Genomic DNA, 13,124 nt, shown 5'->3' on the forward strand with positions numbered 1-13,124 from the left:
GTGCAAATTTCCTAAAAAAGGATTTGCCCTGAAACAATATAACATTAAGTTTTGTTAACATTAGGTTAACACCTGATTATCAAATAAAAAAACCGGCCAAAAGCCGGTTTAATATATCTTGAGGCGCCTTAGTTTGCTACTTCAGCTCTCATTTCTTTTCCTTTAAATTTCATTGAAGGAATATTACTCATTACATTTTCCTGGAATGATTTTTCCACTTCAAAGAAAGAGAATTTCTCTAGAATTTCAATATCACCGATTTCCGCTCTTTTCTTGCTTTTTCCGGCTGTTGCTTTATTAATGATATCTAATACATCAAGCTTTTTCAACTGGTCTTTTTTCCCAAGATTGAAAAAGAATCTTACCATATTCTCGTCCTTTCTTCTAGGTTTTCCACCACGCTCTCTGCTTCCTCTGCTGTCTCGTTCGCCACGGTCTCTTCCTCTATCTCTGTCTCTGTCGCGTCCTCTGTCTCTTCTTGAATAATCATCATCCCTGCTGCTGAACTTCTGCTCAACAAGGTCATGCTTATCTTTGTAGTACATTGCAAGATCTTTCAACTGGAACTGTAACAACTTATGAACCAATTCTTCTTTAGTGAAAGCGCTTAGATCCGGAATTAAACTGTCGTTAAATTCAAAGATATCAGCTTCATGCTCTGTAAATAGCTTTTCAAAAACACCTCCAACCTGAGCTTTGATAATATCATCACCTGTCGGAATAAATTTTTCTACAATATCGATCTTTGTTGCAGATTTGATCTGCTTCAGCTTTCTGCTTTCTTCCGGCTTGATTAAAGCCATTGAAATACCGTCTTTTCCAGCTCTACCGGTTCTTCCGCTTCTGTGAACGAATACTTCCGGATCATCAGGTAAGGAATAATGGATAACGTGCGTTAAAGAGTTTACATCCAATCCTCTTGCGGCAACGTCGGTTGCTACCAGGATATCAATGTTTTTCAGTCTGAATTTCTTCATTACCGTATCTCTCTGCGCCTGGGAAAGATCTCCGTGAAGAGCATCCGCTGCATAACCATTCTGCATTAGGAAATCTGCAACTTCCTGAGTTTCCATTCTTGTTCTGCAGAAAAGAATAGAATACTGGTTAGGGTTTGCGTCAATTAATCTCTTAAGAGCTTCTTTTTTCTGACGGTAACCTACCACATAATATTCATGCTTAATGTTCTTTTTAACCTCGTTAATAGAACCTACAGAAATACGGTGCGGGCTGGTAAGATAATTTTTAGAAATTCTCTCCACTTCTTTGTTCATCGTTGCCGAGAATAAGAAAGTCTGCTTCGTGTCTGGTGTTTCACTTAAAATTGTTTCCAACTCATCTTTGAAACCCATTGAAAGCATTTCATCAGCTTCGTCTAAAACTAACCAATGAATAGCAGAAAAATCAAGTGCTTTTCTGTTGATAAGGTCGATTACTCTTCCTGGAGTACCTACAATAATTTGTGGTTTGTCCTTTAAAGAGCGAATCTGATCCATAATACTGCTTCCACCGTAAACCGCTGTGGTTTTGATGTCTTTCATGTACTTGGAATAATTTTTTATGTCTTTAGAAATCTGAAGACATAATTCCCGTGTCGGACAAAGGACCAAAAATTGGATTTTGCGACTCGTTTCGTCAATCATATCCAAAATCGGAAGCGAAAACGCTGCTGTTTTGCCTGTCCCTGTCTGCGCAAGTGCGATCAAATCGCGAATATCTGAAAGAATGAAAGGGATAGTCTGTTTTTGGATTTCTGTCGGGCTTTCGTAACCCAGTTCGCCAACTGCCTTAAGGATATCAGGACTTAAATTGGACTCCGTAAATAAATTCATTAAATATTTTAAAATTTTTGCAAAGATACAACAAATATTTGATTTGTTTTTGAATAAAGTTTTAAATATGTAAACTTTAATTCAGAATCCTTTAATATTTTCTTAATTTTTAAAAAATTAAATCCAAAAAAACACGGCCTGCGTTAAAAACATGTTAAACATTATTTTTTTTTATTAAATTGGATTGATTTTTTCGGTATTATTTATGAATTTTCAAAAATAATACTATTCATGGTAAATTTTTCTTTAAAAAACATTTTTCTACTTAATCCAGATTTTTTCCCTTAAGCACACTGTTTTAGGTATTTATTTAATCCATAATTAAGCATAGTCTACTTTTACATTTAGGCTATTTTAAGTTACGATTATTTTTTTAACTGCAGAAATATTTTCCTTTTTGTTTAAAGAATTGGCCAGCCAATAATTTTGGTCAGCATAAGTTTATTTTTTAACTTGGTTTAATAATTCAACAACTATCATATTAAACATTAAAAACATGAATATTATAAAGCCGGAAACCCTGACCTTTCTAAAAAATCTCACTATTAATAATAACCGTGAATGGTTTAATGAAAATAAAGCCATTTACACGGAAGCACAGGAAAATGTTATAGCCTTCCTTGACGGATTGATCAAAGAAATGTCTGGTTTTGATGAAGAATTGGGAAAAATTGACGGCAAAAAATCACTATTCAGAATTTACAGAGACACCCGATTTTCAAAAGACAAATCGCCTTACAAAACCAATTTCGGAGCATCTCTCGGTATGGGTAAGGGCAGCCAGAAAGGAGGTTATTATCTTCATATGGAACCGGGAAAATCTTTTCTGGCAGGCGGCATTTATATGCCCGAATCTTCTGTCCTGAAGGAAGTAAGGAAAGAAATTTCGCTGTATGGAGATGATTTTATTAAAATAATTAATCAAAAAGAATTCAAAAAGCATTTTCCGGAACTGGATCAGGATGATAAGCTGAAAAAAGTTCCCCAGGGATTTGAAAAAGAAGATCCAATGGGTGAATATTTGAAATTAAAGAATTTTATTGTGGTTTATGATCTGAAAGATGAGGAAATTCTGGATAAAAATGCCATAAAAAACATGACTAAGATTTTTAAGCTTATGAAACCTTTCAATGATTTCCTGAATGCACCTTTTCAATAATTTTGATCAAACTTTCCTTGTCTTAAAAGAATCTGCTTGATCTGCTAAATCTGCGAGTGTAAAAGTCTCTCGCAGATTTAGCAAATCAAGCAGATATTCATTCTTTATTTTTTAAAATTTCATTATGTCCTTTACTACTCCATTTTTCTGGGTATGCTGCAGTAATTCTGTTTCGATAAATGCTTTAATTGTATCTTCAGATCCGTTGTTCGGGAATAGAAGATGAACATTGGCTCCTGCATCCAGTGTAAAGAATAATGGAAGAGCTGTTTCTCTTCTAAAATCCCAGACCTTATTGATCACTTCCATGGTTCCGGTTTTCATCAGAATGAAGGCAGGATCACTCATCATCATCATGGCATGCAGTGTAAGCGCTTCATGTTCTACCAATTTGATAAAACGTTCCATATCACCACTCTTTAAAATCTCTTTCATAGGAACAAAATTCTCTCTTGCTTCCTGGAATCTTCTTTCAGCATAAGGATTGGTGTTCATCAGGCCGTGTCCTACTGTTGAAGAGACACTTTTCTGCCCTTCATGGATCAGCAAGACCCAATCATTGAAGTTTTTAAATATATCATGAATTTCTGTATCAGGATATTTTACCGCAAACAGGTCTGAACTTTCTTCTACCTCATCGGATGTTCCCCAGACTACCAAACCGTTGTATAGGCTTCTGCATGCACTTCCGCTTCCCAATCTGGCCAGGAATGAAGCTTTTCTTAATGACTCTTCTTCAGATTGATCTTCTGAAAATTCTGCATCCAGCCTCATCAGGCATTTGGCAATGGCTCCGAACCCAGAAGCAGAACTCGCAATCCCGGAACTGTGGGGAAAGGTATTTTCTGTTCTGATGATGTATTTTCCTTTTAGGATCCAGGGAAGATACTGTTCGATATTTTTGAAATATTTTTCTATCTTTTCAGCAAATTTCACTTCTTCATTTCCTGATAGGAAAGTTTGTACAGAGAAAGGCTCACCTGCCAGAAATTCTATAGAAGTATTGGTTTTACAATGATTCAGGGTATAACTGATGCTTGGGTTGGCAGGAATCTGATTATCATATTTACCCCAGTATTTGATCAGGGCAATGTTGGACGGGCAGCTTTCTGAAACTGTCTGAGTATGGATGGTGAAATTTTGTTTTCCTAGAAATTCTTGTGTTGTCATAGTTTGATTCAAATAATAAAACTCTTTTAATTAACCACAAAAGGCACAAAAGAATATTAACATTTAGTTATTTAGATTTAAAATAAAACTGCCTATTGAAGACCACTTAAGTTTCTGAAAAATTTTTGATTTTAATCTTAAACCTTTATTAAAAGCTTTTGCTTTTTTGTGGTCGATCAAGCTTTATTTTAATACATTTTCTCTATAATATCTGCATATTTTTTAAGAACTACATTTCTTTTGACCTTCAATGTAGGCGTGATTTCTCCGGTATTGATATCAAATTCAGCAGGCATCAATGTAAATTTTTTCACTTTTTCATAGTCCGCCAGGTGAATCTGCAGCTCTTTAATTTTGTCTTTGTACAAAGCAATGATCTTCTCGTTCTTTACTGCTTCTTCCCAATTGGTAAAAGGAATGCTATTTTTCTTCATAAAATCCTGCAGAAACTCAAAATTAGGAACAATAAGGGCTGAAACAAACTGTCTTCCTTCCGCTACAAGCATGATCTGCTGAATAAAATTATTATTGGTAAGAAGGTTTTCGATCTGCTGCGGGGCCACGTATTTTCCGTTGGACGTTTTCATCAGGTCTTTGATTCTGTCTGTGATGATCAGGTTTCCTTTATCATCAAATTTTCCGGCATCTCCGGTTTTGAACCATCCGTCTTCCGTAAAAACTTTCTGTGTTTCTTCGGGCTTATTGTAATAGCCTTTCATAATACCGTTTCCTTTGGCCTGGATCTCATCATTTTCTCCAATACGGATTTCTACGCCGGGTAAAGGTTTTCCGCTGGTTCCATGCTCAAAATGGGTTAACGGGAAAAGTGTAAGTGTCGCCGTTGTCTCAGTCAGTCCATACCCTACTGTTACGTGAATTCCCACCGAGTCGAAGAATTTTGTAACTTCCGGTGAAAGAGAGGCTCCTCCACACGGTAAGAACCATAGCCTTCCACCCATTTTTTCTTTAATTTTGCTGAAAACAAGCATATCTGCCACGGATTCTTTTAATTTTAATCCAAAAGGAATCTGTTTTTCGTTTCTTCTCAGTTCTGCAGTCTGCCATCCTGTTGCCAATGCCCAGTCGAAGATTTTTTTCTTCAATGATGAGCCTTCTTCTGCTTTTTCCAGAACTCCGGCATATACTTTCTGGAAAAACCTCGGCACAGCACACATCATCGTAGGCTTCACTTCCTCCAGAGTTTTGGCAATATTTTTTGGATCTTCCAGGAAATACACTCGCGCACCGCCGTATAGACACAGCAGACTCCAGCTCCTTTCGAAAACATGACTCAATGGAAGAAACGCCAATGACAGCTCTTCTTCAAAATTTTTAAATTTAAAAAACTCAAAATGGGAGTCAAAAGCTTTGATAAAATTTCCATGGGTAAGCATCACACCTTTGGGCGTTCCTGTAGTTCCGGAAGTATAGATCAGCGTGGCTGTATCGTCATATTCTTTTTTGCAGATCTCCAGTTTAGGAGAGGATTTTGCAATGAAATCTTCGAGATAAAAGCTATTGAATTCTTTCTTGATCCAAACAGATTTTTTGGAAACAATGATAGTTTCCAATTGATTATCTTCTTTCTGCAACAACTCCAGGCATGCATCGTACTGCTCCTGGCTGCCAACAAGCACAGCCTTTGCAGAGGAATCATTAAGGATATATTCTGCCTGTTCTGCATTATTGGTAGAGTAAACAGGTACGGTAACAGCACCAATGGCCATTGAAGCCAGATCAAAGATCATCCATTCAGAGGAATTGTCTGAATAAATGGCTACTTTATCATTTTCCTGAATTCCTGCATTTTTTAGTGCATTAGCTGTTTTAAAAACAATCTCACCGAACTTTTTCCAGCTCAGCTCTTTCCAGGCTTCGTCTTTCTTTTTAAAGCCTATCGCTGATTTTACCGGATGTTTTTCTACATTTTTAAGGATAATTGCCGCTGCAAGGTTCATGAATTCAGCTTTTTGTCGTTAATATAATTTTTAAGATGAAAATCTATACTTTCCTTCACAGGAATAAACTGATAATCAATCTTTTGTTTAATTTTCTGATTGGTAATGGTATTGAGTGATGAGATGGATTCAATATTGGATTTTGTAATGATTCTCAGTTTTGGAATCAGCCAACCGAAAAGTATATTGGCGAATCTCCCCAGATTCAGCTGGGATTTCGTGAGGATTTTCGCCTCTTTCAGACCAAGCTGTGATCTGATCTGCTTTCCAAGCTCTGCATATCTTTTATTTTCAGAAATGAGAATAAAACGTTCTCCGAAAGCATTCTTTTCCATGAGCTCAATAGAAATCTGAGCTGCATCTCTTACGTCTATATAACTTGTTCCACCGGAAAATGTAAAGCCATTTTTTTCAAAAGTAGGGAATATATCTCCACTGCTCTGTCCCCAGTTTCCACTTCCGATGATCATTCCCGGATTTATGATTATGGTGTTCAGCCCTTCAGCAGAAGCTCTCCAAACTTCCATTTCAGCAAGATGTTTAGAAACGGCATAAGCAGAATGTTCTTCCTTGGGATTAAATTCTGAAGTTTCGTCTAATTCTCCCTTTTCATTAAAAATATCCAAAACAGCAATCGTGCTTACGTGCAGAAATTTTTTCACCTCTGAACCCTCGCATGCAAACAGCAGGTTTTCCGTACCTTTTACATTGGTATGGTACATTTCTTTTGCATCATTAGGATGGAAGCTTACTTTTGCGGCACAGTGATAGACTTCGTCTACCCCTTTTAATGCATTCTGAAGAGAATCAAGATCATCAAAATCTACATCTACCCAATCGATCTTATTAAAAAAATCATTGGGATTCTCTGTATAGAAGCTAAAAGAATGCCTTACATCGTTTAAATTGCTGCCCGGTCTTTTGGAAGCACGCACGTTTCTTCCTTTTTTCAGAAGTTCCAAAACGATCACCCTTCCCAGGATTCCGGTTGCACCCGTTACAAAAATCATTAATTATTTTACTTGATTGCTGACTAAAATATGACAATATTTCCTATCCGGCAATTCTTCCTGTTCCTGTAGAGATTTTACGAAAAACTGCTTATGCAAATTTGCGATTTTTAAAGCAGAATTCCACTTAATTTAACCAATATTATCATTATGAAGGTCTTTATCACTGCGTGGTTCCATATAACAAACCTAATTTTTCACTTTAGTAATCAAAAAAGTCCTTCAGATTCACAAAAGGACTTTTTTAGTTTAAATAGTTACTCCGTTTTTAAGCCATAACCATATTGTTCCGTCTTGGAGCCTTGTCACAGAGAACATCTGCAATACTTTTCGAGATCAGGTTTTCTTCTGTTAAATTATCTAACCAGAAAAATTCACCTGCGGCATTGATCTCGATGAAATAGTATTCGTCTTCGGGAGAAACAATAATGTCTATAGCACCATAATCTACATTGTAAACATCTAAAAGCTCCAGAAGTTTTGCTTCAATATCTGAAGGAAGTTCTGTTCTCACCCATTTAGTAAGCAGGTTCACACCGTCTTTTCTCCAGTCAACCTTTGCATTTTCAGACTGCTGGGAATCTATTTCAAAAGCATACACGTCCTGCCCTACAATGGTAATCCGTAATTCTTTTTTCTTTTCTATTTTTTTCTGGAACTGCATCGGGCAATACACCAATGAATCCAGCTCTTCAAGTTTATCCTCGTTAACCACATTGGTAAAAACCACACTTTCTACCCCGTCTTCATAGATGGCAAAACCGGTCTGCATTTTAGCCACTACATTCTGATGTTTAAGGATGAATTGTCTGGCTTCTTCAGGATTATTTGTAAGACAGGTTTCAGGAATCTTAAGGCCCAGCTTAACGGCAATTTTCAACTGTTCTTCTTTACTATCCAGCCTTCTGTAAACTCCCGGTTTTCCCAATGCATAAGCATCTACAGATTCTATAAATCCAAAAAGCGTGTTGCGGATTTCACCCATTGCGGCGCCGTAGAACTTTTTATCCATTTCTTCTTTTACCCCATTTCCGATGTTGTAAGCTCTCCGGTACCAAACTGCAGTAATATCATCAAGACGGTATTTTGCTTCTTTAGTTTCTAGGACAGTCATCCACTCACCATCTTGGAATACAGTAGATAGTTTATTTTGTATAGGATACAGGTCTACATCGAAGCGAATAACCTCGCAGCCGTTTTTTTCTATGTATTCTGTTACTTTTTCGATTGAAAAATTATCTTGAGTATGCGTAATAATTAGTATTTTATTCATGGATATTGATTCTTTTTATAAGGTTATCAGCAATTCTTTCTGCGATGGGAAATCCAAGTTCTTTCTGGAGCATTCCCCATTCTCCCTGAGGATTTACTTCAAGGAAATAATATTCTCCGTCCTTTCCTTTGATCATATCTATGGCACCGATATAAAGTCCCATTTCCTCCATCATAGAAGCAAGACCGGCCCTGACATTTTGCGGCAACTCATAGGCAGACCATGCATAATTTCCGTGGGCTACTCTCCAGTCTGCATTTTCACTATTGTTGATTTTTCCGGTAAAAAATTCTCCGGCTATGTAAACGATTCTTAATTCGTATTCTTTATCAATATAGGGCTGGAAGATCATCGGACAGTAAGCAATATCTGCCATATGCTCCAGAGTATCTCCTTCAATGATCATGGTTGAGATCAGATTCTCTCCATTCATGGTTTTAGCGGTCAGGCTATGAAGTTTTGCGACTGCTTTACCATTGCAGAATTCATGAAAAAAAGCAGTGATCTTTTGTTCGTCGTTGGAAAAAATGGTTTTAGGAATGGTCAAATTATTTTCTTCTGCTATTTTCAGCTGCAGCATTTTGCTTCCATCGATTCTTCTTTCATTTTCAAAGGGATTGATCCATGGAATATCTTCCAAAACAGTGATCAGGTTATAGCGGAGATTTCCGTACCCATTCAGAAATATTTTTTTGTAGTCTTCGTCCAGTTCTTCAGGAATAGCTATTCCCCAGGCCTTCCTGTGCCACACTGCTTTGATATCTTTGGAATGAACAGTGTTTCCAGACTCATCAGTCAGTTCAAATGAATTTTCAGTCACGCTGATCTTCTGGAGATGATTCATACGGTCAGAATTCAGTCTGAAATAAGGAATATCCTTGGAAGCAAGATATTCAAAAAAGATATCGATATTGTAAAAATCCTTCGAGTGAGTGATGCAGAGAATCATTTGCCGGTTTTTATTAAAAAAGGAAACTTAGTGGTAAGTTTCCTTTGAGACGATTGTATTAATACTATTATTTTTTTTAAAGTATTAGTCTAATGGTACTGTTGGAGAATCATCATCTCCGTCAGAAGGATATTTCATGGTAACCTGAAGATCATCTGCAGGAGAAGTTACTGTGTCAATTGATGGTTTTGTGATAACATCTCTTTCGGGAATTGTAATATCACCACCTCCTTTCACTGTTTCAGGATCTTTAAGCTGCTTTTCTAAAAACGACGCAAAAAATGGTTTCTTTTGTGAATTTTTGTCTTTCATAATAATTTAGTTTTTGGTTAAAAATATTTCTTAGCAATACTGATTACAAAACATCTAACTCTCCTGACTCATCGCTGTCGGAAGGATATTTCATTGTCACCGCCTGATCTTTTAACTGCGTTGTTGCATTATCAAGAAACGGTGAAGTTGTGATAGTATCTCTCGTTGGCACAGTAAGTACATCAGTAGTAGGTGTCGTAATTCCACCTCCGTGAACTTTTTCAGGATCATTGATTTGTTTCTCTAAAAACGAAGCAAAGAATGGTTTTTTTGAGTTTTTCTTTTCCATAAGTTATTATATTTAGTTTTATGCAAACTAAAGTACAAAAAATTTCAATACACGGGGATATATTGTTTCGTTTTAAGAAAATTTTAACTAAATTAGAAAAAAGAAAGAATTAAATCAACCTAAGTTCAAAAACTCTTTAACAACTTTCGCGAAATCAACCGGATTTTCAGCCTGAACCCAATGTCCTGCATTTTTTACTGTAACAATTTTCGCTTTTGGAAACTGCTGCTTGATTCCGTATTCATCCTGAGGAAGGATGTAATTTGATTTTTCGCCTGCAATAAATAAAGAGTCACCTTCGAAAACACCAAATTTCACCGCATTAGAAACAAATTCGTTATATTTTTCAGATAAAGTTTTAAGATTGAATCTCCAGTTTAGCTTTTTATTGTCGTCCCAGTATAGATTTTTTGCTAAAAACTGGATTGTAGATTTTTCTGGAATGTATTGGCTTAATACTGTTTCCACATCACCTCGTGAGCCTGCCGTATTGAAATCTACGGTTTCAAGCGCTTTAATGATTCCCTGATGATGAGGAGGGTAAGCTTTTGGTGAAATATCTACTACAATTAGCTTTTCTACTCTTTCAGGGTATTTTAAAGCAAACTGCATCACTGCTTTTCCGCCTAAGGAATGTCCCAAAACATGGGCTTTCTGAATACCGTAATGATCCATATAACGGGCAATATCATCTGCCAGATCATCATGCGACATGCTTTCGGAATGAAAACTTCTCCCATGATTTCTAAGGTCAATCAGATGTACGGGAAGATATTCACCTAAGTCTTTTCCAAAACTTCCCCAGTTGTCAAGCATTCCAAACAGTCCGTGAAATACAAGAAGTGGCGTAACCGTAAGATTTTCGCCGAATATTTTTGAATTAAGGATTTCCATTTTCTAGATGTTAAGATGTTAGATGTTAGAAACTAGAAATTAGAGGTTGGGGAATATTTAAAGGGTTTCTTTAACACTAACTTCTCTAATTTCTAGCCTCTTCTTTACCATTTTGCCAGTCTCTTCAAATAAGCCTGAACAGTATTTTCAAGTCCCATATAAAGAGCTTCTGAAACCAATGCATGCCCGATGGAAACTTCAAGAAGATTGGGAATATGGTCAGCGAAATATTTTAAATTTTCCAGGCTCAGATCATGTCCTGCATTGATTCCCAAACCGAATTCTGTAGCAGCAACTGCTGTATCATAATAAGGTTTTATAGCCTGTTCTTTATTAGTAAGATAATTTTTCGCGTAGCCTTCGGTATACAGCTCAATTCTGTCGGCTCCCGTTTTTGCAGCATATTCTACCAGCTCCGGCAAGGGATCAAGAAAAACAGAGGTCCGGATTCCTGCATTTTTAAACTCTGCAATAATCTCGGTCAGGAAGTCTAAATGCTTTTTAGTGTCCCAACCGGCGTTGGATGTAATGGCATCATCTGCATCAGGAACTAATGTTACCTGCTCAGGTTTTACTTCCAGAACCATATCAATAAAAGAGCGGTGCGGATTTCCTTCAATATTGAATTCTGTCGTAACCAGCGGCTTCAGATCATAAACATCCTTTCTTGTGATGTGCCTTTCATCAGGTCTTGGATGGATAGTAATTCCCTGTCCTCCAAATTCCTGGATTTTTACGGCTGCTTCTGTTACGCTTGGTGTTTCACCTCCTCTTGCATTTCTTAATGTCGCAATTTTATTAATGTTTACGCTTAGTTTTATCATTTCTTTATTTAGATGTTATTTTTAAGAAATTAGATATTAAAGTAGAAATTAGCTTTTGGAGTCACTTCTCTATCTTTAAAGCCAGATAAAAGTAAAAGGTCAAATCCCACTAACTTATGATCTTTAGCTTCTAACTTCTCTATTTATACCTTTACACTGATCTGCATCACCTGTAGGTCAAATTCTTTAGAAGCCACCAGGAGATGATCAAAAATATCAGCCTGGATCTGCTCAAAATGTTCCCACTTGGAATCATTTGCAAAACAATACACTTCAAGGGGAAGTCCCTGTGGTGTAATATCGAGCTGGCGGACCATTTTAGCTCCTTTTTGATCTATATCCGGATCATTCTCTATGTATTTTTGGGCATAATACCTGAAAACCCCGATATTGGTAAGCTGCCTTCCGTTGATAGTCTTATCATTATGCTTGAGGTCCTGTTTCTCTTTTTCTATTTCCAGTGTTTTTTCTTTAAGGTAATCCGAAATCAGGTTGATTTCTTTTAAACGTTCAATATCTTCTTCATTCAAAAATTTAAAAGAATTGATGTTAAAATAAATAGATTTTTTAATCCTCCTTGTATTGGATTCGGACATGACCTGAAGGTTTCTGATCTCTGTAGTCAAAAGATCATAGGTAGGAATTGTAGAAACGGTTTTATCAAAATTCATGATTTTTGTGGTCAGAAGACTGATATCTATAATATTTCCTTCCATGCTGTATTTCGGAATGCTTACCCAGTCTCCTACCTTAAGGTTTTTGGAAGTGGCAACGTGTATCCCGGTTACAAAACCTAAAATCGTATCTCTGAAAACCAATACCAGCACAGCTGTAATAGCTCCTAAGCTCCCGACAATAGTAGTCCCTTTAATCCCAAATATGACGCATATTCCCAATACGGAAAATATAAAGATCCCTAAGATCTTTACGGTTTCTGAAATAGCATTCAGTGCCATGATCTTATAAAAATCCTGCTTTATGGTGAAATAATTTCTGAAACCCGTTAATGACCTGTAAAGCATTCCGGCAAGAATAAGCACAAGCCCCAAATTGATAGATCTGTTGATAAAAATATTTGTTTTAGGAAGTGCCGTTGCCGGAAATATAGAAGGATGTATTCCCGCGACCACCAAAAGCGCAGCAAAATGAGCCACAGAATTGGAGATCTTAGATTGATAAATTGACCGGATAATCGGATACTTTTCATCATTCCGGAAAAATCTGAAAATAAAGTTGATAGCAAATTTAAAAACAAAATCTACCACTAAAAACACGGCACACAAAAGTGCCAGCTTGATAACAATATGAACAATCCAATCCATTCCGCCAGGCGTTACCTGACTGATATAGATGTAAAGCTGATCACTAATTTCCTGCAAAAAATTCTTAGTGTCTTGTATTTCGTCTTTCATTACAGCAAATTTATAAATTAAGAATGATGATCTTACTATTGACAA

The 13,124-nt window shown here is 36.6% G+C and carries 12 protein-coding genes; 1 reads left to right on the top strand and 11 read right to left on the bottom strand.

Going from position 1 to position 13,124, the window contains the following annotated elements; translation table 11 throughout:
- Nucleotides 1-128 precede the first annotated feature (128 nt).
- Entirely contained in the window at nucleotides 129-1,829 is a 1,701-nt protein-coding gene (locus tag ACMGDK_RS10295; protein WP_436807872.1) for a DEAD/DEAH box helicase, read from the bottom strand.
- Nucleotides 1,830-2,325: 496 nt separating this feature from the next.
- Between ACMGDK_RS10295 and ACMGDK_RS10300 the strand changes: the two genes are divergently transcribed.
- The gene (locus ACMGDK_RS10300) at nucleotides 2,326-2,988 is read left to right on the top strand and encodes a DUF2461 domain-containing protein (RefSeq protein WP_436807873.1); all 663 of its coding nucleotides are present in this window, start codon (nucleotides 2,326-2,328) and stop codon (nucleotides 2,986-2,988) included.
- 111 nt (nucleotides 2,989-3,099) lie between these two features.
- Here ACMGDK_RS10300 and ACMGDK_RS10305 read toward each other — a convergent pair whose 3' ends face one another.
- From ACMGDK_RS10305 to ACMGDK_RS10350, 10 genes are all read right to left on the bottom strand, one after another.
- Nucleotides 3,100-4,158, bottom strand: a complete 1,059-nt coding sequence (locus tag ACMGDK_RS10305) for a diphosphomevalonate decarboxylase (protein WP_436807874.1) — start codon at nucleotides 4,156-4,158, stop codon at nucleotides 3,100-3,102.
- 188 nt (nucleotides 4,159-4,346) lie between these two features.
- Nucleotides 4,347-6,116, bottom strand: coding sequence for an AMP-dependent synthetase/ligase (locus tag ACMGDK_RS10310; protein WP_436807875.1), 1,770 nt, complete (start codon nucleotides 6,114-6,116; stop codon nucleotides 4,347-4,349).
- The gene (locus ACMGDK_RS10315; protein ID WP_436807876.1) at nucleotides 6,113-7,126 is read right to left on the bottom strand and encodes an NAD-dependent epimerase/dehydratase family protein; all 1,014 of its coding nucleotides are present in this window, start codon (nucleotides 7,124-7,126) and stop codon (nucleotides 6,113-6,115) included. The genes ACMGDK_RS10310 and ACMGDK_RS10315 overlap by 4 nt, the downstream gene beginning before the upstream one ends.
- A gap of 268 nt (nucleotides 7,127-7,394) precedes the next feature.
- The gene (locus tag ACMGDK_RS10320; RefSeq protein ID WP_436807877.1) at nucleotides 7,395-8,399 is read right to left on the bottom strand and encodes an MvdD family ATP-grasp ribosomal peptide maturase; all 1,005 of its coding nucleotides are present in this window, start codon (nucleotides 8,397-8,399) and stop codon (nucleotides 7,395-7,397) included.
- The gene (locus ACMGDK_RS10325) at nucleotides 8,392-9,348 is read right to left on the bottom strand and encodes an MvdC/MvdD family ATP grasp protein (RefSeq protein ID WP_436807878.1); all 957 of its coding nucleotides are present in this window, start codon (nucleotides 9,346-9,348) and stop codon (nucleotides 8,392-8,394) included. The genes ACMGDK_RS10320 and ACMGDK_RS10325 overlap by 8 nt, the downstream gene beginning before the upstream one ends.
- A gap of 84 nt (nucleotides 9,349-9,432) precedes the next feature.
- Nucleotides 9,433-9,660 (bottom strand): microviridin/marinostatin family tricyclic proteinase inhibitor, encoded by a 228-nt coding sequence (locus ACMGDK_RS10330; protein WP_436807879.1) that lies wholly within the window; start codon nucleotides 9,658-9,660, stop codon nucleotides 9,433-9,435.
- Between the two features lie 43 nt (nucleotides 9,661-9,703).
- Nucleotides 9,704-9,949, bottom strand: a complete 246-nt coding sequence (locus ACMGDK_RS10335; RefSeq protein WP_436807880.1) for a microviridin/marinostatin family tricyclic proteinase inhibitor — start codon at nucleotides 9,947-9,949, stop codon at nucleotides 9,704-9,706.
- Nucleotides 9,950-10,063: 114 nt separating this feature from the next.
- Nucleotides 10,064-10,843 (bottom strand): alpha/beta fold hydrolase, encoded by a 780-nt coding sequence (locus ACMGDK_RS10340; protein WP_436807881.1) that lies wholly within the window; start codon nucleotides 10,841-10,843, stop codon nucleotides 10,064-10,066.
- A gap of 104 nt (nucleotides 10,844-10,947) precedes the next feature.
- A complete protein-coding gene (locus ACMGDK_RS10345) occupies nucleotides 10,948-11,667 on the bottom strand; it encodes a pyridoxine 5'-phosphate synthase (protein ID WP_436807882.1) in 720 nt (239 codons plus the stop codon).
- 143 nt (nucleotides 11,668-11,810) lie between these two features.
- Nucleotides 11,811-13,079 (bottom strand): mechanosensitive ion channel family protein, encoded by a 1,269-nt coding sequence (locus ACMGDK_RS10350; RefSeq protein ID WP_436807883.1) that lies wholly within the window; start codon nucleotides 13,077-13,079, stop codon nucleotides 11,811-11,813.
- Nucleotides 13,080-13,124: the final 45 nt, after the last annotated feature.

Origin of the sequence: Chryseobacterium hilariae, assembly GCF_051400735.1 — a bacterium.
In the GTDB taxonomy this organism is placed as follows: Bacteria; Bacteroidota; Bacteroidia; order Flavobacteriales; family Weeksellaceae; genus Chryseobacterium.